Origin of the sequence: Sphingopyxis sp. DBS4, from assembly GCF_024628865.1 — a bacterium.
Classification (GTDB): Bacteria; Pseudomonadota; Alphaproteobacteria; order Sphingomonadales; family Sphingomonadaceae; genus Sphingopyxis.
Genome location: NZ_CP102384.1, coordinates 1177837 through 1198379, shown reverse-complemented (window position 1 = coordinate 1198379; position 20543 = coordinate 1177837). Strand labels below are relative to the sequence as shown.

The 20543-nt window shown below is 62.0% G+C and carries 18 protein-coding genes and 1 tRNA gene; 9 read left to right on the top strand and 10 right to left on the bottom strand.

Annotation, left to right across the window (positions count from 1 at the left end; genetic code table 11):
• Positions 1-309 precede the first annotated feature (309 nt).
• Positions 310-1038, bottom strand: coding sequence for a DUF6118 family protein (locus NP825_RS05575; protein WP_257549199.1), 729 nt, complete (start codon positions 1036-1038; stop codon positions 310-312).
• Between the two features lie 9 nt (positions 1039-1047).
• Entirely contained in the window at positions 1048-3975 is a 2928-nt protein-coding gene (traA, locus tag NP825_RS05570) for a Ti-type conjugative transfer relaxase TraA (RefSeq protein WP_257549197.1), read from the bottom strand.
• Positions 3976-4148: 173 nt separating this feature from the next.
• Between traA and NP825_RS05565 the strand changes: the two genes are divergently transcribed.
• From NP825_RS05565 to NP825_RS05555, 3 genes are read left to right on the top strand one after another with little or no spacing between them, the layout of a single operon-like run.
• Positions 4149-4472, top strand: coding sequence for a conjugal transfer protein TraD (locus NP825_RS05565; protein ID WP_257549195.1), 324 nt, complete (start codon positions 4149-4151; stop codon positions 4470-4472).
• Positions 4473-4488: 16 nt separating this feature from the next.
• On the top strand, positions 4489-4704 hold the full coding sequence (locus NP825_RS05560) for a conjugal transfer protein TraD (protein WP_058802007.1): 216 nt from the start codon (positions 4489-4491) through the stop codon (positions 4702-4704).
• Positions 4705-4748: 44 nt separating this feature from the next.
• Positions 4749-5087, top strand: a complete 339-nt coding sequence (locus NP825_RS05555; protein ID WP_257549192.1) for an excalibur calcium-binding domain-containing protein — start codon at positions 4749-4751, stop codon at positions 5085-5087.
• Positions 5088-5093: 6 nt separating this feature from the next.
• Here the strand turns inward: NP825_RS05555 and NP825_RS05550 are convergent, their stop codons facing one another.
• The 4 genes from NP825_RS05550 to NP825_RS05535 all read right to left on the bottom strand — a co-directional run bounded on the left by NP825_RS05550 (position 5094) and on the right by NP825_RS05535 (position 7773).
• A complete protein-coding gene (locus NP825_RS05550; protein WP_058802008.1) occupies positions 5094-5534 on the bottom strand; it encodes a MucR family transcriptional regulator in 441 nt (146 codons plus the stop codon).
• Between the two features lie 103 nt (positions 5535-5637).
• Positions 5638-6573, bottom strand: coding sequence for a HEPN domain-containing protein (locus tag NP825_RS05545; protein ID WP_058802009.1), 936 nt, complete (start codon positions 6571-6573; stop codon positions 5638-5640).
• Positions 6574-6634: 61 nt separating this feature from the next.
• Positions 6635-6883: a sigma-70 region 4 domain-containing protein gene (locus tag NP825_RS05540; protein ID WP_257549190.1), complete on the bottom strand. Its 249-nt coding sequence runs from the start codon at positions 6881-6883 to the stop codon at positions 6635-6637.
• On the bottom strand, positions 6880-7773 hold the full coding sequence (locus NP825_RS05535) for an ArdC family protein (protein ID WP_257549188.1): 894 nt from the start codon (positions 7771-7773) through the stop codon (positions 6880-6882). Before NP825_RS05535 ends, NP825_RS05540 begins: the two co-directional genes overlap by 4 nt.
• A gap of 545 nt (positions 7774-8318) precedes the next feature.
• Here NP825_RS05535 and NP825_RS05530 point away from each other — a divergent pair.
• The gene (locus NP825_RS05530) at positions 8319-8546 is read left to right on the top strand and encodes an AlpA family transcriptional regulator (protein ID WP_257549186.1); all 228 of its coding nucleotides are present in this window, start codon (positions 8319-8321) and stop codon (positions 8544-8546) included.
• 55 nt (positions 8547-8601) lie between these two features.
• On the opposite strand, the gene NP825_RS05525 is transcribed toward NP825_RS05530, so the two are convergent.
• The 3 genes from NP825_RS05525 to NP825_RS05515 form a co-directional block, all read right to left on the bottom strand.
• Complete coding sequence (locus NP825_RS05525; protein ID WP_058453987.1) at positions 8602-8925, bottom strand: DUF736 family protein; 324 nt, start codon at positions 8923-8925, stop codon at positions 8602-8604.
• A gap of 720 nt (positions 8926-9645) precedes the next feature.
• Positions 9646-11421 (bottom strand): ParB/RepB/Spo0J family partition protein, encoded by a 1776-nt coding sequence (locus NP825_RS05520; RefSeq protein ID WP_257549182.1) that lies wholly within the window; start codon positions 11419-11421, stop codon positions 9646-9648.
• Between the two features lie 444 nt (positions 11422-11865).
• Positions 11866-12213: a hypothetical protein gene (locus NP825_RS05515; RefSeq protein ID WP_257549181.1), complete on the bottom strand. Its 348-nt coding sequence runs from the start codon at positions 12211-12213 to the stop codon at positions 11866-11868.
• On the opposite strand from NP825_RS05515, the gene NP825_RS05510 reads away from it, so the two are divergent.
• Positions 12179-13329, top strand: a protein-coding gene (locus NP825_RS05510) for an IS3 family transposase (protein WP_257549180.1) whose coding sequence is annotated in 2 segments (ribosomal slippage) — positions 12179-12431 and positions 12431-13329 — 1152 coding nt in all. Because the reading frame shifts where the segments join, the coding sequence is not laid out codon by codon here. The two genes, NP825_RS05515 and NP825_RS05510, sit on opposite strands and share 35 nt — an antisense overlap.
• A gap of 23 nt (positions 13330-13352) precedes the next feature.
• On the opposite strand, the gene NP825_RS05505 is transcribed toward NP825_RS05510, so the two are convergent.
• Positions 13353-15077, bottom strand: coding sequence for a hypothetical protein (locus NP825_RS05505; protein WP_257549179.1), 1725 nt, complete (start codon positions 15075-15077; stop codon positions 13353-13355).
• A gap of 205 nt (positions 15078-15282) precedes the next feature.
• Between NP825_RS05505 and NP825_RS05500 the strand changes: the two genes are divergently transcribed.
• The 4 genes from NP825_RS05500 to NP825_RS05485 all read left to right on the top strand — a co-directional run bounded on the left by NP825_RS05500 (position 15283) and on the right by NP825_RS05485 (position 20541).
• A tRNA-Thr gene (locus NP825_RS05500) sits at positions 15283-15357 on the top strand.
• 247 nt (positions 15358-15604) lie between these two features.
• On the top strand, positions 15605-17692 hold the full coding sequence (locus NP825_RS05495; protein WP_257549178.1) for a hypothetical protein: 2088 nt from the start codon (positions 15605-15607) through the stop codon (positions 17690-17692).
• The gene (locus NP825_RS05490; RefSeq protein ID WP_257549177.1) at positions 17682-18047 is read left to right on the top strand and encodes a hypothetical protein; all 366 of its coding nucleotides are present in this window, start codon (positions 17682-17684) and stop codon (positions 18045-18047) included. The genes NP825_RS05495 and NP825_RS05490 overlap by 11 nt, the downstream gene beginning before the upstream one ends.
• Positions 18031-20541: an Hsp70 family protein gene (locus NP825_RS05485; RefSeq protein ID WP_257549175.1), complete on the top strand. Its 2511-nt coding sequence runs from the start codon at positions 18031-18033 to the stop codon at positions 20539-20541. Before NP825_RS05490 ends, NP825_RS05485 begins: the two co-directional genes overlap by 17 nt.
• Positions 20542-20543: the final 2 nt, after the last annotated feature.

Sequence of the window (20543 nt, the reverse complement as noted above, 5' to 3'; positions counted from 1 at the left end):
GGAACGAACTCGCGCCGGCGCCGGCATTTCGGTTCGCCTGCTCGCCGCGCAGTCACTGTTCGGCATTTACGGGCGCCATTTCGGCGGCGGCGGCCTGATAACGACTACGCTTTGCGGGCTGCCAGTGAACATCCGCCCCCGCGAACTGTTCGCGATCCGCACCGCGATACTAGTGGCCACGAACTTCGCCGCGGCGTTCGTGTTCATCCATCCGTCCGGTTCCCCATCATGTCCATAATCAGACGACTGCTTTCAGTGTCGGCCAACCACGGACTGAGCGGCCAACATGAGGCGCAAAACAGCCGATCTTCATTGGCCGCTGGGCGGGCGAGCCTGGACGGTGCAAGCCACGGCTTTCTTCTTCTGTTGCGCCTGCTTCTCGCAGTCGGCAAATTTCTTTTCATTTCCCTCGTACAGCCTCGAAGCCCGTGTGAAAGCGTTCCACCGTGCAGGATCATCAGTCTGCATCAACCGAACAGCGGCGCCCCACATGTCGCTTTCTAAAAGGCTGGCTGCACGCCTCTCCGGCCAATGCCAGTCCTCGGGCACTGCTCGATCTATCGCGGTCGGAACAGTGCAGCCCGCCATGAAGGCGAGGATTGCGGCGACGCCAGCGGCGACAGCGACCCAAAAGTTCTGCTGCTCCTGTGTTCGTGCCGAAGCGACGACGAGCCTGATCGATTTCACTGCCTCATCAAAACGCGAACGCGCGTCGCGCAGGGCTTGTTGCTCGGTCTCGCGAGCGCGCGCACCCGCCGTCCTGATCTGCTCGCCCATGGCCTCGGGCGTGAGCGCCAGCGCGGGACGTTCGGTCAACCGCTTGAAGGCCTCGCGCGCCTTCTCCCAGTTCTGGTCGATCTTGGCGAGATCGTCGCTGTAATCCCGCCCCGCCAGATCGTTCAGACGCAAGCCGAACTGATCGATGGCCGCCTCGAGCGTCGACATTTTTCCCGACATTCGGTCGAAGGCTTGGTCGAGGGCGATATCTTCGGCGGCGACGTCATCGGAGCCGATATTTTTGGGTTCCAAGTTTGGCATGGCGACACCCTAAAGCCCCATGCCGAGGGAACGCGAGGGGCGGAGATACTCCTGGAGCGCCTGAGACACCGATTGTTTCTCAAGCGATTTCACGCCTAGCTCGTGAGCACGATTTCGGAGCAACGACTCGAGCTGCGGGTCGCGGTGCAGGCTTTTTGCCATGTCATTGAGATGAGCTCCAACACGCTTGGCACCGACATCGTCATAGTTCGCCTTATGCTCCCGAAGCTTCTTGGCGCTCGCCTGCCATTCGGCAACGAAGCGATCCGCCCGGGCCGGTGCGTCGAGACGCAGTTTCGCCTCGGAGCGCATCGCTTCCAAAGCACGCTGTGTGCAGCCGCTCGCCGCCTCCGCGGTGAGCGACGGATCATTGCGCAGCGCGGTGGCAAAATCCCTCGCCCCGTCGGTGCGAAGAGCGTCGATGTCGCGCGCAGCCGCATTGAGGCTTTTCTGCTGGTGGATGACCGGCGACAGCCCCTTGGCATGCATGCCATCGATCTCGCGCTGCGCGCGAGCATAGCGCTCGACTGCTTTGTCGAGCGCGCTGCGATCGGCCGCCGGGCCCAGCCCCCGCGCGCTGACGCGAATATTGCGGGTGCGTTCGGGCTGTGGTTGCGCGGGAGCCGCTTTGCCGAGGGATGCGGCAGAGACCGTGCGCTTGAGCTTCAGGCCCGCGAACATGCTCCGCTTCGGTTCGGCCGCCTTCGGCGGCGGCTCGGTCCCGATATTCCTGGACCGGTAATCGCTCGCCATGTCCTTGCCGCGCTCGCGGCTGAGGGTGCGAACGAGTTTGGACTGGCTGGCGAAGTCATCCTTGCCATAATGGACGTCGACAGCCTCGCGATGCCGCGACATCGCCACATAGGCACCATGCCTGTCCATTCCCGGCGTCGCGAGCAGCTGCACCCGATCGACGGTCATGCCCTGCGCCTTGTGGATCGTCGCCGCATAGCCATGATCGACATGGGCATAGTCCTTCAGATCGAACGCCACGCGTCGCCCATCGTCGAGCGTCACCACCATGCTGGTCGGATTTGCAGACTGCACCGCGCCGAGCGAACCGTTCTTCACGCCGAGGTCACGTTCATTCTTGAGGAACATGATGCGATCGCCTGTCGCAAAGCTTCGCTCGCCACGCTCGACAGCGAGCTTAACCTCATTGCCCAGCGTCCCGCCCGCTTTCAGCCGCTCACGCACCGCCTCGTTGAGCTCACGAACCTCGTCATTGGTGTGGGTGAGGATGATGCGGCTGGCTTCCGGATAGGCCTGACGATCGCGATCCCAGGCATCGACCAGTTCCACCCGCGCGGTCTCGCGCGTGTCGGCGACATGCACAAAGCCGGCCTCAGCATAACGCCCGATCGCCTCGCCGGTCCGCCCGGTGGCAAGTTCGCGCGTCGCCTCGCGCTGCCAGTCCTCCTGCTGCCGTCGGATATCCATGATCTCGACGGCACCATGACGTTCGGCCGCGGCGCGGAACGCCGCGCCGGCCTCGATCGCCTGCAGCTGTTCAGGGTCGCCGACGAGAACGACCTTCGCGCCCTGCTTCGCCGCCTCGGATACGACGCGTTCGAGCTGACGCGTGCCGACCATCCCCGCCTCGTCGATGACGAGAATATGTTTGTCGGTCAGCCGCTCACGATCATTCGCCCATTGATGTTCCAAGCTTGCGAGCGTGCGCGAGCCGATCCCCGAGCCACTCTCGAGACCTTCGGCTGCAATGCCCGAGAGCGCGGCGCCCTGCACCGCGTAACCCGCCCCTTCCCATGCCTCGCGGGCAACGCCGAGCAGCGCACTCTTGCCCGTTCCGGCATAGCCGATCACGTTGCTGACGCCGCGTGCCGATGTAACATGTTCGAGTGCGCCGCGCTGCTCCGGGGAAAGCTGCAAACCGCGATCAAGCGCGCGCTCCAGCGCCCGTTCGCGATGGCGGTCGAAGACAGCGTGATTACGCCGCGCGTCGAGCGTGGCGGTTGCCCGTTCCAACCGTTCTTCCGTCTCGATCATCGATCGCGACGTGAACCGATCATCGCCCCGCCCGTCCTTGCCGAGCGCCACCAAGTCGGGAGAAGATTTGACCGCCGACATCACGGCATCGAACTGCTCCTTGCCGTCGCTGTGCCGGTGCACGAACATCGCGAGGTCGCGGTTGGTGAACGTCGCCTGGCGATGCGTGATCGCGTCGAGCGCGATGCCGGGATCGGCGAGGATCTTCTCACCGTTCGCCCGGGCGATCTCGATATGCTCGGTGAGCCGGTCGGCCTCCAGTCCGTCGGCAGCCATGCGCGACGCCGCCGGGCCGATCTTGTGCTGCGGTTCGAGGTCGATGCCTTGCGCTTCCAGCGTGCGATGATCGATGCGCGCGTCGATGTCGAGCGATGCCAGGCGTTCATTCACGTGGTCGGCCCAGGCCTCGCGCCAGTGGGTCAGCAGCTCGGTGCGGTTCCAGTCGCGAACCTTCGCGCCGAACTCCGCGCTGCCATCCTCACCGAAGCGAATCTCGCGCATCGTCAGCATGACATGCGCGTGCGGCTTCCCGAGGCCGTCGGCGCCGATGTCCCAATGGACATTGAGATCGGCGATCATGCCGCGCTCAACGAACTCGGCAGCCACAAAATCACGAGCCAGCTCGATGCCCTGTTCCTGGGTCATTTCGCGCGGAATCGCGAACTCAATCTCGCGGGCGAGCTGCGCGTCCTTGCGGATTTCGACAGCTTCGATATCATTCCAGAGCTGCTCGCGGTTGCGCCATCCCTCACCAGCGCCCTCGGGCAGCATCACCTCGCTGTGAACGACCCCAGTCTTGTTCGAAAAATCATGGCTGCGACCGAGCCGCTCGTCGTGCAGCCGGTCGGCCGACCGATAGGCGGCGGCGGCGACCGCGCTGCTGCCGGCGGCGCGCGAAATGACTTTTGCGGAGAAATGGTAAAGCGCCATAGCGCCGTACCATTTACAGCAAAACGAGCACGTCGGCACGACGTATAAGCGCGCCCTCACACGATTTCATCGCGCTCGGGATCACAGCTTCTCACGAGATTTCAGCTACTTGAACGACGTTGAGACTCGGCATAGCTGGTTCGTCCGACCCCATTAACATGGAAGGACAGACGATGCGTAAACCACGCGATTTCGACGCCGAACTCCAGGCCCTCATCGACAAGACGAAGGCGCTCAAGACGAAGAAGCAAAGCCAGCTCGGGGAGCTGGTCATGGCAATCGGCGCCGACGCCATGTCGATCGAACAGCTCGCGGGCGCGCTGATCGACGCCGTCGGCGCCGACCCGGCGCGGAAGGAGGCGTGGCGCAAGAGCGGCGCGGCCTTCTTTCGTGGCGACGGCGCCCGCGCTCGCAAAGGCGCTCACCGCAACGCGGGCGGCGCAGCGGCGAGCGGTCCAAGCCCGCAACCGCCTGCAGGCGAAGCGGGCGCGGCATGACACGCGGGCGTGGCAGGTGAAGCGCCGCGAGCGCACGCGCCAGCTGATCGAGCTGGGCGGGCTCATCGCCAAGGCCGACCTCGTTGAGCTGACCGGTGACGATCGCGCGGTCCTGCTCGGCCTGCTCGTCGAGGCGGCGGCAACGCTACGCAGCGAAGCGCGCGAGCAGCAATTGCTGCTCTGGCGACGGCGCGGGCAGCGCGCCTTCGATGCAGCAGCGACCGACCTGTAAGGCTCCCTTACTGGAGATTTACCTTCGGCTGTCATGATCCGGGCATGGCACGGCAATGGCAGCAGCATAAAAGGAGACGCCGGCCGAAGAATTCGGCCGTCAATTTTCTCGTCGGCGCAGGGGTGGTCGGCGCGGTCGTCGGCCTAGGCTCCGCCGCGACCACCCCCGAAGGACGCACGCAATTAATGTCGGCGGCGAGTGACGCGGCGGTAGCGACCGGAATGGCTCGTGCGCGCGCACCGAAAGAGGGTGATTATTGGCGACGCTGCGACGACGCGCGCGCAGCTGGCTCGGCACCGATTTATCGGAGCGAGCCGGGCTATCGCGATGACCTCGATGCAGACAATGACGGGACCGCGTGCGAGCCCTATCGCGGGCAGTAGCGAGCGCTATTTCGCTTTGGCGCGGCCGTGCGTTGCGGGCTTACGGCCCCCGCCGCGCCCCTTGGTGCCGAGACCAATCTGCTTCGCAAGTGCACGGCGCGTTTCGGCATAGTTGGGCGCGACCATCGGATAATCCTTCGGCAGGTTCCATTTCGCGCGGTAATCTTCAGGCGTCATGCCATAATGCGTCATCAAATGGCGGCGCATCATCTTGAGCTTTTTGCCGTCTTCGAGACAGACAATATAATCGGGTTTGATCGACGCGCGGACCGACACGGCAGGCTGCTGCGGCTCGGGTTCGGGCTCAACCTTGGAAGACAGACCGGACAGCGCTTCATGCACTGAACGGATGACAAGCGGGATGTCCGAAATCGCGACGCTGTTGTTGCTGACGTGGGCGGCGACAATATCGGCGGTCAGCGTGACCAGCGTTTCGGCATCTTCCATTTGCGTTTTCCTTCGAGGTCTAACCACTTCGGTTGTTCCTTAGCGCCACATTCCCTTTCGGACAAATGACGTAGTTCTCGCAAATGTAATAAATCATGCCGCGCTATTCTGGCGGCAGTCGCCCAGCCGTGCGGCGAAGCTGTTCGAGCCGCTCCGAACAAATGGCATGCACGACCCGCCCGAGTTCTTCGACGCGCGCCCCAAGCCAGCGCAATTCCTCTTCGGTGATGCGGTAGTGCTTCGAGTAGCGCGCCTTCACATAGGCTTCCTTGAGCTTCTCGAAGTGCCTGCGATCCGATTTCAGTTCGCGCGGCCAAACATCGACGAGCCGCATATCAAGGCGTTCTGCCTGGGTACGCAGAAAGCCCAGATTGTGGACATGCGGCGTATAGAAGGTGCAGACCAGAAGAACGCCGTGATAGAGGCTCTCCGTGCCCTGATGTAGAAGAAACGCCGCTTTCTTCCAGTCTCGTTCTTCCAAATAGAAGCGGTACCCTTTTAGGAAACTCGCTGCGCCGGGTATCCACTCGTCAAAATACTCCTGCGCCATGTCGAGCGCCTCATCGGGCGTCTTCGGCTTGGGCTTGTGCAATTCCTTGTCGTCATATTCGTAGAGGGCGATGCCGTCCTTCGCGATGTCCATGAAGAAATAGCGGCCATGCGCGAGCCCGTCGTTCACTTCCTGCATGGTGTGAATAATGAGGTTGACGGGCGTGTGCAGCGTCTTGTCGATCGCCAGCTCGCGGTCCAAGCGATCCTCGATCTTGGGCCAAAACTCGACCTTGTCGGTGAGGCGCTTGTCGCTGACGATGATCAGCAGATCGAAGTCGGAACGATAGCCCTTGGCGGTGTGCGGCTCGTCGACCCAGCCGCCGCGCGCATAGCTGCCGTACAGGATGATCTTGTCGATCCGGCCCTTCTTCTTCCAGCTCATCGTCGCGAGCGCGATGCTGTCGGCGAACTCTTCGAAGATGATCTGCTTCACGCGCTCGAGTTCGCGCTGCTTGTTCGCGGGAAGATGATCGAGATCGGTTCTCATTGTTATCACCCTGTAATTGCGAAGGCCGGATGGCAAGCGCCATCCGGCCTTCGCGCGCTCCTCACAGCCGGAAACGCCACCACCATGGATCCTTTTCGTCCATTGCGACCATGAGGACGCGAAGGCTTCCGGCAAAATGCCATTCGACATCGGCGACGGTGATGCCGAAGCGCTGTGCGATTTCCGAATAGCTCAATTCCTCGACACGGATGGCAAGGAAGACCTTGCGGTCCATTTCCTCCATCCGGTCGACGGCGCGCTCGGCGCGCCACAGGCGCAGCCGGTCCTCGCGGTTCATGCGCGCGCTCATTGGTCCGCTCCCGCAAAGGCCAATAGAAAGTCAGCTGCCTTGCTCGCCTGACTGGCGGCGCGGATGATTGCCTTTTCGTCGTCGCGCAGCACCGACAGCCATGACGCGATATAGTCGGAATGACGAACGGTCGGCGCGATGCCGAGCGACGCACAGGTGAACGCCGACGCTATCTCGGCGACAAGTTCCTCCTTCGCGTAGCTGTCCGATCCGAACCCGCCCTTCTGGTCGCGGTCCAGACGGCTGCCGTGACCGGTCCAATGACCAAGCTCATGCAGCGCCGTCCGATACCAGTTGATCGGCTCATGAAACGCCGCCTGCGGCGGCACAGCCACAAAATCATGGCTCGGGCTGTAAAAGGCTTCACCGCCGCCAATCTGGAAGCGCGCGCCGCTCGCGGCGATCAGCGCGTCGGCCGCGCCGATGGCAATCACCGGATCGGGACTGACCATCGGCGTGATATAGGCCTCGGGCAGTCCCTCACATTGATCAACATTGAACACGACGAAGCGCTTGAGGAACGCCACCTGCCGCGCTTCGCGTTCGTCGCCGCGCGCGGCTTCGGCTTCCGCCTTGGGCGTGAAGCGATCGGCATAGCAGATGACCGTGCCCTTCTCGCCGCGCCGGACATTGCCGCCTGCGGCTTCGGCCTGCCGGTAAGTTAGCCAGCGCTGCGACGCATAGCCCTTGGCGACAACCTCGGCCCACAGGATCAGGACATTAATGCCGGTATAGCGCCGCGCGGTTCCGGCATTTTGCGGCATGGTGCATCCACATGCCGCGCTGTCCCAAGGCTGCACCCATGGCAGCCGCCCTTCTTCGAGCTCCACGATGATCCGGTTGGTGACCTCCGAATAGAGGCTCGCCCGTTCGATTCTTTCCTTGCGCATATCCTTGCTCCTTCCAGCCACCGCACCCCGGCCCGGAAGGGGGCGGAGGTGGGCGGCAGGAAGGAGCCGGCAGACCCGCATCATCGGGCGGGCTGCATCCGAAGGACCGAAACGAAGAGGAGGACCCGCAGGGTTGCGGCCCGACCGGGCGGGGCTAAGGCGAGTGACGCCCACCTCCGTCCCCGCAGCGCCGGGACATCTACGCCGCCGCAACGCGGCGACCGAATGCGCGCCAGCGGCGCCCTCGTCCCACGCGAATCAGATCATCCCCGCGCCGGTTACGGCGCGACATTTTGAGCGCGGCCGTCGCCGACGGCCTCATTTCCCTTCGGGCGGTGTCATCTGCGAGACGCTGTGAGAAAAAAAGTTCGAGCTACGCCAATACAGCCCGCGAACCTCCACGGACGCCCATGGATGCCCACGGCCCTACGCCATCTTGCGATAGCAAAAAGGGCGGGTTTCTGCGGTGTTGACGAAGGCAGCCCCGATCCCCTTCTATGATCTCCCGTCGCAATATGATCCCCCGACATATGGAGAAAAATCGCATGGCATATCAATCTCCCCTCCGTCTCATGCGGCTTACCGAAGTCCTCGATCTCACCGGGCTCAGCCGCGCCACACTGTATCGCAAGATCGCCGCCGGCACCTTCCCGCCGCAGCACAAGCTCGCCGAGCGCTGCTGCGGCTGGCGCGTCGGCGAAGTCGAGCTCTGGCTCCGCAATCCGGTTTCGTTCACGCTCGCCGACCTTGAGCGCTATCGCGACGCTGCCTGAAGGCCAGACACGGCAAAGCCCCGCGCCGCATCCGCGGCGCGGGTGGAAGTCCGCCTCAGTCGGCGGGGTTCCAGATGAGGGCGTAGCCATCCTCGCCGTCCTGCCCGGCCGCGCGGCCGAGGTTCGCATAGAGGCGGCGCGGCCCGAACTCGGGAGCGGCGAGGCTCAGCGAGACATAGGGTTCGCCCGATTGCTGTCCGACGCGGATCCAGCCGGCACCGATCTCGACGCCTTCGGACCAGACCCGGTAGTCGGGCTGGACGTCGCCGCTCTTCGAGCGGTTGGTCCGGATTTCGATCGCTGCGCGGATCGAGAGGGTCTTGAGTTGGCCCACGAAACCCGTTTCGATGGTGCCGTTCACAAAGCCGATAGCTGCCATTGGTCGTCTCCTTGAAGTACCGCGGGACCATCCCTGCGGCATGGGGCGGACCAGGAACCGGCGCGTAAGGCGTGCCGGGAACCCGAAGGGCCGAAGCGAAGCGGAGGAGTGCGGCGGCGCGATTATTTGAAGCGAAGCGGCCGCGAGGAGCGTGCGCAGCACGCGGGGAAATAATCGCGCCGCCGCGCTTTCGCGGGACGCCGCGCCGGTTCAGGTCACATCGCCCGTCGCCGGGATGGTCCTGCAGACCAGGTGGAGCGTGCCCGCGCTATCCGCGTGAACGATCAAACGAAACTTGAGTGAGAAATGCGATCTAACCGCGAACTGTGGCTACGATCAGAGCGGCCGCGCCCGAGTGGCAGTCCGTCTTCCTATCGGCTCATACCGCGCGGCAAGAAACCATGTCCAGGGCATGCGATTTGGCGTTTTCGTACAATCCCTGGGTCAGAAACGATATTATCGGGCTCGCCAACTTCCGTCCGGGCTTGGCGATTAGCGACCCCGGCAAGTCAGGATGGAGGGGCGAAGGATGCAGCATCCTCGTATGGGCGGCGCGAAGGCAACTTCGCGTCGCCTCTTTCTTTGGCTGAACCGCGGGCCGTCGCCGCTTGCGGCGGCGGCGCGCCCAAGTCATGAGCGCCGCGCCGGCCAACAAGGCCGGCGCGTCATTTTGCGCCCGCAGAAAAATAAGGCGGGCGACCAAAGCCGCCCGCCGTCTTCTCATGCTGCCAAAGGCTGTCCGTCTTCTGCATCGGGTTCGGACGCTGCCGGAGCCGCAAGCTCGTGCGCGACTCGCCGCGCCGATTTGACGCTGCCGACCCCGCCCCGCGTCGTATAGGCCGAAGGCGGAAACGCCATCCATTGCGGCACCCACGGTTGAGCCTTCGTCCGACCGTTTGACCCTTCAAGGCAATCGGAGACGATGGCCTTCAACGCCTTGCCCTTCTCACCGGCGTTCGCTGCGGCGACCTCCGGTCCCGCAACCTCGCCGACGATGGCGAGCAGAACTTCGCGGTCGCGAAGCTGGTCGAAGAAGGCCCCGTCCGCCGACCAGTGCTGGCGCATGTCCGTGCCGAGATGGAGCCCGATCATCTCCACCGCCTCGCTTCCTGCCTGCAACGTCTCCCCCATGACGATCGCCACAATCTCCAGCACCACCGGATCGGGAAGGTCCAGCAGCCGCGCGAACAGCGGGGCAAAAGGGGGACGGTTCATTGGCCTTCCCGTGACGGTCGGTGCGTCCTCGTCGAACCCGAGCACCGCGAGCACAGCACGGCGCTTGAGGTCGAATGCAGTTTCTGCGGAAGACGTCTCGACGCTCTCGGCAATATCCTCCTTTGGCGCCCGTTGGCCCTCGACATCGACGCGCCAGAGGTCGGCCCCCGCGATGACATGCGCGAGCATCGCCCGCAGCGCGACGCCGCCATGCCCTGCCAGATCGGCGCGCACCGCCGCATGGCGGTGGAGGTCGATATAGGCATTGAGCGGACCCGACACTTCGGCACGAACGGGCTTGGCGGTAAGGGCATCCCCGTCCTCGCTCCCACCTCCGCCCGAAAGCCGCTTCGCTTCTTTGGTGGTGACAAACCCCTCGTGGAAAGTCACCTCGCCGCTCTCGCGAACCTCGACATAGATGCGGCCGCCCTTGCGCTTGCCCGCATGAGTGTAATCCCACGAGCGGAACCAGTCGCCCCGCGCCATGACGGAAACATCTGACCATCCGGCTTCGAGATACTCCGCCTTGCGCGCCTCGATGGCGGCGTTCTGCGCCGACCAGAAGCCATCGGCGTCGGCAAAGAAGCTGTCCTCGCCGAACAGGTCAGACACGACTGCAAGCTTTGCTTCCTCGGCATCGAACAGGGCATGCTTGACCGCGATAGCCGTGCCGCCGAACAGCCATGCTTTCAGTTGATGGCCGGTCGGACAATAGGCGCCTTCACCGTCGAACAGCGCGAGCCATGACTTCTGCTGGCTCTTCGATGCAAGGGTCAGATGCCGGACGGTGCCCGCATCAATCTCGCCGCCGCGATAGAGGGTGCGGATGCGCGGGAGCAGATTGCCAAGCGCAAGGATGCGCTTCACCGCGCCCGGCTCGAACCCGAAACGGTCCGCGACCTCCTCGACCGACCGCCCCGCCTTCACAAGCGCGACGAACGCTTCCCACTGGCTGACCTCGTCGGGCTGCACCCGCGCGAGATTTTCGAGCATCGACGCTTCGAGCGCATCGGCATCATCGCCCTCGTCGAGAATGGCGCAGGGAATGGGCCGTACCGCCCCACCCTCACGCGCCACTGCGCCGACGGCGGTAAAACGCCGACGCCCCGCGACGATCTCGTAATGTCCATCCGCACAGTTCGGACGCACCAGCAGCGGAACGAGCACGCCCCGCGCGCGGATGCTCGGCATAAGGTCTGCGACGTCGGGGTCTTTCCCCTTCCGGCGCATATTGGCGGCTGCGATGGACAGGTTACCCAGTTCAATGAAATCAAGCTTCATGACTTACTTCCTTCTCTCTTCAACCACACCCGGCCCCGGACGGCGGGGCGGGCGGCGAGAAAAGGCGACGGGATCGCGCCAAAGGACGGCGCGCACCCAAAGGGCTGCAACGAAGTGGAAGAGCCGGGCAACGCCCGGCTTGCGCGACGGCCGAGCGGTCCCATAGCCGAGCGCCGAACGACACGCTGTCCGTGGCCGGCTCAAAACAACGCCGCCGTGCGGTCAGCGCGGCGTCCTCATCGGACAACGGACGCGCCCTTGGCCGAAGCCGCAGGCGGGGCGGCGTGCGCGCGCAGATGTGCTTAGCCGCAGCCCCGCCAAGACCAGCGAGCCAAGAGCGCAGCGCGGCAACCCAAGCAAACGCGCGACCTCTGGCGGCAGCCTGCCGCAGCCAGTGCGCGCTCATTTGAGGCCGCGCTCAACTTGCTTTCGGCTCTGTCCTTTTCAGGTCTCCCAGGCCTGATTGAGAACCACCGCTGCTAACGCCGATTTGTCATGCGGGAAAAATCGACCGTAATGCTTCGCGACAATTTCCGGGCTGTCCTGGATGGCATAGCCCGCTTGCTCGTAGGAGCCGGTCTTCTTGAGAACGTGCGTTGCCAACACATCGCGCACATTGTGCGGGCCGTGCGGAAGTAGGCCCTTGATCGCGCCGCGGCCGGTATAAGGATTATAGATGCCATAGCGCTGGATCTGACGTGCTCCCCTGAAATGTGACCGATTTTGAGTAGAGTCCGACACGAAGGAGTCGGACAGAATGAAGCGAAGCAGGTTCAGCGAAGAGCAGATCATCGCGATATTGAAGGAGCAAGAGGCGGGGATGCCGACGGCGGATGTATGCCGCCGTCATGGGATCAGCTCGGCGACCTTCTACAAGTATAAGGCCAAGTTCGGGGGTCTGGACGTGTCGGAGGCGCGGCGGCTTCGGGCGCTTGAGGACGAGAATGCGAAGCTGAAGAAGCTTCTGGCCGAGGCGATGCTCGACAATGCGGTGCTGAAGGATCTGACATCAAAAAAATGGTGACGCCCGGCGCCAAGCGGGAAGCCGTCGCATATGCTCGTGACCATCACGGGCTGAGCGAGCGTCGGGCGTGCAGCCTGGTCGGCGTGAGCCGCCGGGTGATCAGATATGAGCCAACGAGGCCGGATGACGGTGCTCTGCGGCAACGCCTGCGCGAGCTGGCGGCCGAGCGCCGCCGGTTCGGCTATCGTCGTCTGGGGTATCTTCTGGCGCGGGAGGGCATGCGCCCGAACCACAAGAAGCTGCTGCGCATCTATCGTGAGGAGGGACTGCGGGTCCGCCGCCGTGGTGGCCGCAAGCGGGCCCTGGGCACGCGGGCGCCGATGGCACTGCCGCAGGGTCCGAACCAGCGGTGGTCGCTCGACTTCGTGTCGGACAGCCTGGTGTGCGGTCGGCGGTTCCGCATCCTGTGCATCGTCGATGACTTTACGCGGGAATGTCTGGCGCTGGTGGCCGATACGTCGCTGTCGGGCATCCGCGTTGCCCGGGAACTGACGACGCTGATCGGCCTGCGGGGGAAGCCTCACATGGTCGTCAGCGACAACGGCACCGAACTGACCTCGTCGGCGATCCTGCGCTGGTCGCAGGAGCGTCAGGTCGAATGGCATTATATCGCGCCGGGGAAGCCGATGCAGAACGGCTTCGTTGAAAGCTTCAACGGACGCCTGCGTGACGAATGCCTCAACGAGACCCTGTTCACGTCGCTGGCGCATGCCCGCTTCGTGCTCATGGCTTGGCGATACGATTATAATCACGTCAGGCCGCACTCGAAACTGGGCGGGCAAACACCCGCCGAGATCGCCGGCCAATGGTCCTGGGGGCATGCCCCCAGGACCATTGCCATCCCATCAATCAACCATCATGAAGGAGCCGGACTCTACCTCTGACTGGTAACAATCAGGGGAGCACGTCAGATCGTCAGGCGCCAAGCGTCGTAGAAGCCGACCTGACTATAAGCGGCATTCTTCGTGGTCAGCTTCGCCGACTTCACGAAGAAGGTCTTCGGATCCTCAACGCGCCCAAGCAGAATTTGCCGATCGCGCTCGAGGTAGAGATCGATGAACTCATAGAGTCGCCCAAGATCGGGCAGCAGCAGGCGGTAAGGCTTCCGGCTGAAGAAGGACGAGGACGCATTCTTGAAGGCAACCGCCGGAATGAAGACCTCCCAACCGCCGGAAAGCTCATTCCATCGCAGTTCACCGCACTTCAGCTTTTCAAGCTGCTTCTCGCTGCTGTGGTGCCCGCCCCGGACGCAGAAGCGAAGCTGGCGCAGGTTCTTTTGCCGCAGGCCAAGATGCAGTCCGAAGCGCAGCATCAGAAAGGCGCGCACGGCCTCGGCCGCCGCTTTCGGATAGCGACGCGCACTCGGCAGCCGGTCCAGTATCTCCTCGGTGATCTTGCGATATTCGCCGACGGGGCTCTCAGCTTCAAGGATGGGCAATATGGGCTCGAAGGGATCGCGATGAACCTTCGCGACGCGCTGGACGTCCTTCTTTCGGTTCAGCGCATAAATGGTGAAGCGGTCACAGACCGCATCCCAGTCCCGCCGCGCCTCTTCGACTTCCGCAGCTGAAATCAAACCTTCAACGGGTTGCAGCGCATCTGCGAGGTCAGAGTGCTGCCGCATCCAGCCCGTCTTGTCTCTCGCAAGCGAGAGCGCGAAATCGAGCATGTTGATTTCCCAGCTCGTGTAGAAACCGCGGCGATCTTCGCGCCAATGGAGATACCAGTCCCAAAGAGACGGGAAGAGAAGCATGGCGAGGCACAGCCGATCGATAGGAACGCCGAGCCCCTTGATCTCGCCGCCGGCCGGCGACCGCAGCGCGCCGAAGAGCAACCCGAGATGCTCGAGTTTCTGCGATGCAGTCTCTTCGCCCCACATCCCCTGCCGTAGAAGCCCCGACGGAGCCAGGGTTGAGGTCTTGAACGCGATGAGGCGGCCGACTTCTTGCTGGAGATGCAAAGGTGCATCCCGGCACGCCAATTCCGTTCCCTCGTCCGGATCATCCTTAACGGAGCCGCCGCCGCCTCGAACACGGCCATCACCAAGGATTCCCGGAAAACGAAGCGAGAAGCGCTGTTGCGTCGCTTCGCGCTGGAAGCGCCGATAATCTGTGGCGCCCTCGATGATCACCGAGCGCACCCACGCCAATATCTCCTCGCGCTCGCGCTTGGGGCGTTTCGAGAAATCGCTCGGAAGGTGCCAGGCAAGCCGCCGACGCTCGGCGGTCGTAAGTTTCGCAATAGCAGGCCGCGCAGCGGCTCGGCCGCTCCGGTCCAGCTTCGCGTGGAAATAGCCCGTCGGCAGCCGATAGCGCCGCTCGATTCGTTCTAGGACGGCGAGGCTTTCTACGGTCCCTGGCGATTTTGCACCGACAGCCCAGGTCTGGATCGTCTTGCGGTCGATTTTGTCGCCGGGACGAATGATGGCGCGATGGAGATGATTGCAGCTGTCGCCGTGCCGCATCATGTGCAGCGAGAGCGCTTCCGGGAAAGTCGGTGGATCGGTCCAGTCCTCGGCCGACGGCTCGGGGTATTCGACAATCGGCTTCGGCTTGGGTCCACGCTTCAATTTGGGCCGAAGGACGGTCTCCGCTTCGTCACTGGCGGATATAGGGGATGGTCGTTCTGCCAATATTGTGGGCACGTTTGAAAAGCTCCTGAAATGGGGTGCGGAGCGGCGCCCGATGCCAGAAGCCTATTTTCAAAAGGAAAATGCGTTGTATCCCGGCCAAAGCAGCCACGCGACTGCACCGACAGGCGGAAGATATTCTCGGAATCAGATTCTGCGCGACGATGCTTGTCTTCGCCCCGGCACGCTGGTAGAGGCGCCCCTCGTTGCCGCTTTAGCTCAGTTGGTAGAGCACATCATTCGTAATGATGGGGTCACAGGTTCGAGTCCTGTAAGCGCACCATCGACCCCATAATTCAATGACTTAGATGGCGTGGACCGAGATGGTTCTTGCGGCTCGCAATGCTGCCCGCGACCCTCATGCCCGGAAAAAAGAATTGATCCGTTCCCGACGACCGGCGATTAGAACACCGGGGGGAGAATGACGCAGTCACGACTCTCAGGAAGGGCACGCAACAGCGCGCCGACTTGAGAGCGGACAATTCAAGCTGCTCCCGCACTCTCGTCAGTTCGGTAGATCAGAGAAGCTTGTGACGGCGCCACGATTTTCAGATAATCCTTTTGCAATACTCGGCGTCAGCCCCAGATCGCGGCGAAGCGAGATTAACGACGCTCACCAAGATGCGCTTCTCGATGCCGAGACCCCTGACGACGAGCGCAAGCTCGATATGGCGCGGCAAGCCCTTTTCACGCCGCGAGACCGTTTGTCGGCCGAACTGGCCTACCTTCTGGGGATGCGACCGAGCGATGCGCGCAAGGCACTAAGCTTCCAATCTTCGACGGAATTCGAGCAAGCTGCCAAAAATGCCGATGGCATTGCCCAGGCGAACCTCTTGGCAGAGGCCGCATCTCTCGCAACTAGCAAAGAAGGTGCCCGAGAAATTGTGGATCAACTTCTGGCGGCTCACGAGGAGATCGACGAAGGGGATCTTCACCGAACCGTCGAGGAGGAGAGATCGGTTTCCGGCTTCGGTACTGTTTCCCGTGCCGATCTTGGCAGCGAACTCAAGACAATCACCGAGCAGCATGCAGAAACAGCAATTGCAGCCTTCAAACGTTTTGACGCCCCTGCCGCTGAGGTCCTTCGCATTATCGAAGTGAGATGCGCCGCCAGCACACTTCGCCAGGACCGGCTGGCTATCGCCCTTCTAGCGCAATATGAACGTTCCGTCTCGACTACGCTCGAGAACGAAACATCGGCGATTTCCTCATTGCTGGACGAGTATGTCGAGGACCTTTCGGGTCGCGAAGCTTTCCCGGAGATCGAACGAAGATTGATTGATTGGGACAAGGTTGCCCAGCCGCTGCAACGGGCGGATGAGCATCTTGGCGCCGATGAAGTTCACTCCCAACGCCTGTACAAGGTCATTCGAAGGGCCGTGCTCACATTAGCCAATGAGCGTGAGCGTCCTTCGGATGCACTGCGTCTGAGCGAACTGGCTCAAAAGCTCTTCGCCGAGCTCCCAACCGCCGCGGCGCAGCTGGCGACGGATGTCGAGGCATTGGTTTCGCTCGAACAGGATCATCGGGTCGCATCAATCCTCATGCCATTGGCTGCCGCAGTTGATGCAGCGGAAGCGAATTTGAGCAAGATTAGCGCTACACTGGCACGGTCAGGCTTCACCGTTAATTCTCCTGATCCGATCGGAACGATACGACGCCTGTACGGAGAGATCGTCGATAATCAGAGAGATCAGAATGTCATAGCCGGTGCCGTGCGCATCGTTCGGTCCCTGTCGATCGCCCTCCACAATGAGCAGGAGGATTGCGATGGAGCGACCATCATTCTCGACTACCTGTTTCTGGTAGTCGATAGGCTGCCGAAAGAACTAGGGGCCGCTCTGCGCCGAGATCGCAACACGCTTGAGCGGACGACGGCATCCATTCGCTTGGCGGAGGCACTCAAATCCGGAAGGTTGAAGGATGCGAAGCTTCACTGCGCGATCCTTACCGAGAGCGACGACCCCGAGGAGCGGGCGCGTTTCATCCAAATACAACGACAAATCGACGAGAAAATCAGCTCCGCCCGCACCAGCTCGTTCGTAACCTGGGGTATCATTGGCCTCATTGCCGTCGTTGCAATCTACAGCAATTCCGGAAGCAAAGCAGACAGCGTTGCCGACGAGGCTGCCTACGCGAGTTCGGAGGACGCTTTCGTCGACGAGGCAGCCCAGGCTACGGACGAGCAATCATCCTATCCGAGCGAAGCCACCGCTACGTCAGATGACGGCATGGAGACACCCCCTGCCCCTTATTCAACGGCATCGCTCTCGATATCGGAACTTCGCTACTGTCTCAAGCAGACCGAACGGCTAGAGGCAGCGCGAACGGCCGTAAGCTCATATCCACAGCAAAACCGCTTCAATTCGGAGGTCTCGGACTTCATTAGCCGATGTGGTCGCTTCAATTACGATCAAAGAGACAAGTCGGTCGTCGACGGCGAAATTGCCGTTGAATCGGACCGGCTACGGCAAGAAGGCATCGAGCTGGTTGGGCGAGCCCCCTCGCCGACGCCAATTACTCCGCCCGCACAATCCTTTGCGCCCTCGAATCCCGGTACGCCGACGTTCGGGGATGCGGTTGATGCACTCGAAGAAAGTGGCACTGATGGACAATGATGTCGAAACCTGGGCGAACCTGGCTTCGGACTACTGGAAGTTGCTGCGCAGTTGCGAGCGAGTATCCGAAAGCCTCCCTGAGGGCAGGAGCGAACGGTTCGCGGCGCAGCTCCGTTTCTCGTCGGGCAGGCTTACGCAGCATCTCGCGGCTCTTGAAATCGAGCTCGCCACTTTCGAGGGCCAGCCATTTGGCCCCCAAATTCCGGCCGTGGCGATCAATCACGAAGAGTTCGCTGATGCGGATTCTTTAATTGTCGACAAAGCCATCGAACCGGCGATTATCTATAAGGGACAAGTAGTTCATTCGGCACGGGTGGCGATTAAGAAGGCGGACGACCATGTACCTCGGGATTGATCTTGGAACCTCAAATTCGGCGATAGTCGGTATCGATAGCGGCGGTATCCGGCTCTTCAAAACGGACGACGGGAAAGATGTGCTGTCGAGCATGCTCCACTTCGACCGGCGCGGTCATATGTCCGTGGGAACCCGCGCTCAGGCACAAGCGGAGCTCTCGCCGGAAAACGTCGCGCAGGGTTTCAAGCGGCTCATGGGGACATCGAGTACGATCGAGCTAAAGGGCGCGGAAAAAACGCTCACTCCTGAAGAAGCAAGCTCGGAGATTATCCGACAGCTCATTCGGCAGACGACGGCCGAAGCCGGCTCGGTCGAGGTGGAAGGCGCGATTATCACGATCCCCGCAGCCTTCAACCAGATGCAGTCAGAGGCGACGATCCGTGCTGCCAGGGAGGCAGGGTTGCCACGCGTCGGATTGCTTCAGGAACCCGTGGCTGCGGCCATGGCCGCCCTGGAAGGTGCGTCACGGCGTGATGGCCGCTTTCTCGTTTACGATCTCGGCGGCGGCACTTTCGACGTTGCGTTGGTTGAAGCCAGCGGCGGGGCCGTCAATGTGATAGCGCACGAAGGCATCAATATGCTTGGTGGCCGTGACTTCGACCGGAGCATTTTGGATTCCATCGTGCGCCCATGGCTCGCGGGCAAATTTGACCTGCCCGCCGACGCCTCGGTTCGTCCCGAATATCGGCGGATGTTTGGTATCCTGCGAATGAAGGTCGAGATGGCCAAAATCGAGCTATCTACCCGCGACAAAGCTATTGTCTTCCTGAGCGAAGAGGATGCGCGAACCACCGACGAATCCGGCGCCGAGATATACGCCGAAGTCGAGGTCACGCGCGCTCAGCTTGAAGGGCTGATCGCGGACCAGGTTAGTGACTCGATTGCATTGTGCCGTAAGATACTGACGGACAATGGGTTGAGCCAAGATGACATCGACCGGATCGTTTTCATTGGCGGACCGTCAAAAATGCCGGTCATACGCGAGACGGTGAGCCGCGAACTGGGGATTCCAGCGGACCATAAAACCGATCCGATGACAGCCGTTGCGAGAGGCGCCGCAATCTTCGCAGAGAGTCGCGATTGGGGAAGTCCGACGGGGCAAAGGAAAAGCGCACGCGGAACCATAGCGGTCACCGGAAAGCTTGAACTGAATCTGGCATTCACGGCGCGAACGTCGGACGAAAATGCGCGGTTGCGTATCACCTCCGACACGCGCGGCCAGACTTATCGCTATCAAATTACAGGGCCACAAGGCTTCGATAGCGGAATCGTCAACTTCGACGGCAGTGCCTCGCTCAGCCTTCCTCTCCCACACCTCGGCGCTCATCAATTCCAGTTGTCCATTACCGATCAGGACGGCCGTCCCGCATGTGCCACCCAAACCATAGAATTTCACAGATCGGCAGCGACTGCGGCCGCCATCCACGCAACTCAAACCGTCTCGGTCAAGGTCGCGGACGGCCCTGCGTCCGAGCGCCGCAACATTCTCGTGCCACTCATTTCGAAAGGCACGCCGCTACCGGTCAAAGGCACGTCGTCCTATCGTCTTCGAGAAACGTTGACCGGTGGCGTGTCCTCCCATTTCGACGTTGAATTGTTCAATCATGCAGAGGGTGTCGGCGACCCCCTGCTGAACCTGTCCGTTGGCGTTTTTCGCGTTCACGCAGACGACATCCTTGATCAAGGCGACACGTTGGTTGCGGGTTCCAGCGTCGAGATCCATTGGAGCATGGATGACAATGGTTTGATCAATTGCGAAATTGCTATTCCGGACCTTGGAATTCATCTGGACAATAAGAGCTTCTATGTCCCGCAAGCAAACCACGAACGCTTCGACGGTGACGAGGGAGGGCAACTCGCGTCCAAGAAGCTGAACGAAGCGCAGGAAGCCCTCTCTCACGCGAGGTCCGCTCTCGGCGCGTCGCCTGAGCTGGACCGAATGGAGCGGAGGCTCGCGCGCCAGCAGGATCTCCTCGACAATTCCACTGACGCCGAAGCCCGGCGTTCGGTGACAGAAGAAGCGCTACACGTCCAACAGGAGCTGGCCAGGCTTGGTGATGCACCTGAGCATCGCAAAGCAATTCTGCTCGAAGAGATCGACCGGATCGAGGAAGGTGCGGCCGACCTCATCGACAAAATCGAGGCAGAAACGGCCCAGCGCCTTTCCATCCTGCTACATTCGGCTCGCGAAGAACTCAGCAACGGCAATTGGAAGAAGGCCAGAGACCTCGTCGAACAGGCGCACGCGATCTTTCAACGCGCCCTATTTCAACAACCCGCCTTCATTGCGGCCGTCTTCGAAAACCTCCGTGACGAGCGGTTCTCCGCGCTCGACAAGGGCCTGCACGATCGTCTCTCCCGCGAAGGCGAAGCGGCGATCTCCAACGGTGATGTGGAGGGGTTGCGAGATGTGGTCGGGCAGATGTTCGGAAATCGAATGCCGACTGAACACTCTTCGAAGGGCGTCTCGATGCTCGCTGGCCTTCTGCGATAGGG

Coding starts and splice junctions, on each gene's coding strand:
- NP825_RS05490 (WP_257549177.1), top strand. CDS start 17,682: ATGGACAATGATGTCGAAACCTGGGCGAACCTGGCTTCGGACTACTGG.
- NP825_RS05565 (WP_257549195.1), top strand. CDS start 4,149: ATGCGTAAACCACGCGATTTCGACGCCGAACTCCAGGCCCTCATCGAC.
- NP825_RS05540 (WP_257549190.1), bottom strand. CDS start 6,883: ATGAGCGCGCGCATGAACCGCGAGGACCGGCTGCGCCTGTGGCGCGCC.
- NP825_RS05485 (WP_257549175.1), top strand. CDS start 18,031: ATGTACCTCGGGATTGATCTTGGAACCTCAAATTCGGCGATAGTCGGT.
- traA (WP_257549197.1), bottom strand. CDS start 3,975: ATGGCGCTTTACCATTTCTCCGCAAAAGTCATTTCGCGCGCCGCCGGC.
- NP825_RS05545 (WP_058802009.1), bottom strand. CDS start 6,573: ATGAGAACCGATCTCGATCATCTTCCCGCGAACAAGCAGCGCGAACTC.
- NP825_RS05520 (WP_257549182.1), bottom strand. CDS start 11,421: ATGAAGCTTGATTTCATTGAACTGGGTAACCTGTCCATCGCAGCCGCC.
- NP825_RS05535 (WP_257549188.1), bottom strand. CDS start 7,773: ATGCGCAAGGAAAGAATCGAACGGGCGAGCCTCTATTCGGAGGTCACC.
- NP825_RS05515 (WP_257549181.1), bottom strand. CDS start 12,213: ATGATCTGCTCTTCGCTGAACCTGCTTCGCTTCATTCTGTCCGACTCC.
- NP825_RS05530 (WP_257549186.1), top strand. CDS start 8,319: ATGGCATATCAATCTCCCCTCCGTCTCATGCGGCTTACCGAAGTCCTC.
- NP825_RS05555 (WP_257549192.1), top strand. CDS start 4,749: ATGGCACGGCAATGGCAGCAGCATAAAAGGAGACGCCGGCCGAAGAAT.
- NP825_RS05550 (WP_058802008.1), bottom strand. CDS start 5,534: ATGGAAGATGCCGAAACGCTGGTCACGCTGACCGCCGATATTGTCGCC.
- NP825_RS05525 (WP_058453987.1), bottom strand. CDS start 8,925: ATGGCAGCTATCGGCTTTGTGAACGGCACCATCGAAACGGGTTTCGTG.
- NP825_RS05575 (WP_257549199.1), bottom strand. CDS start 1,038: ATGCCAAACTTGGAACCCAAAAATATCGGCTCCGATGACGTCGCCGCC.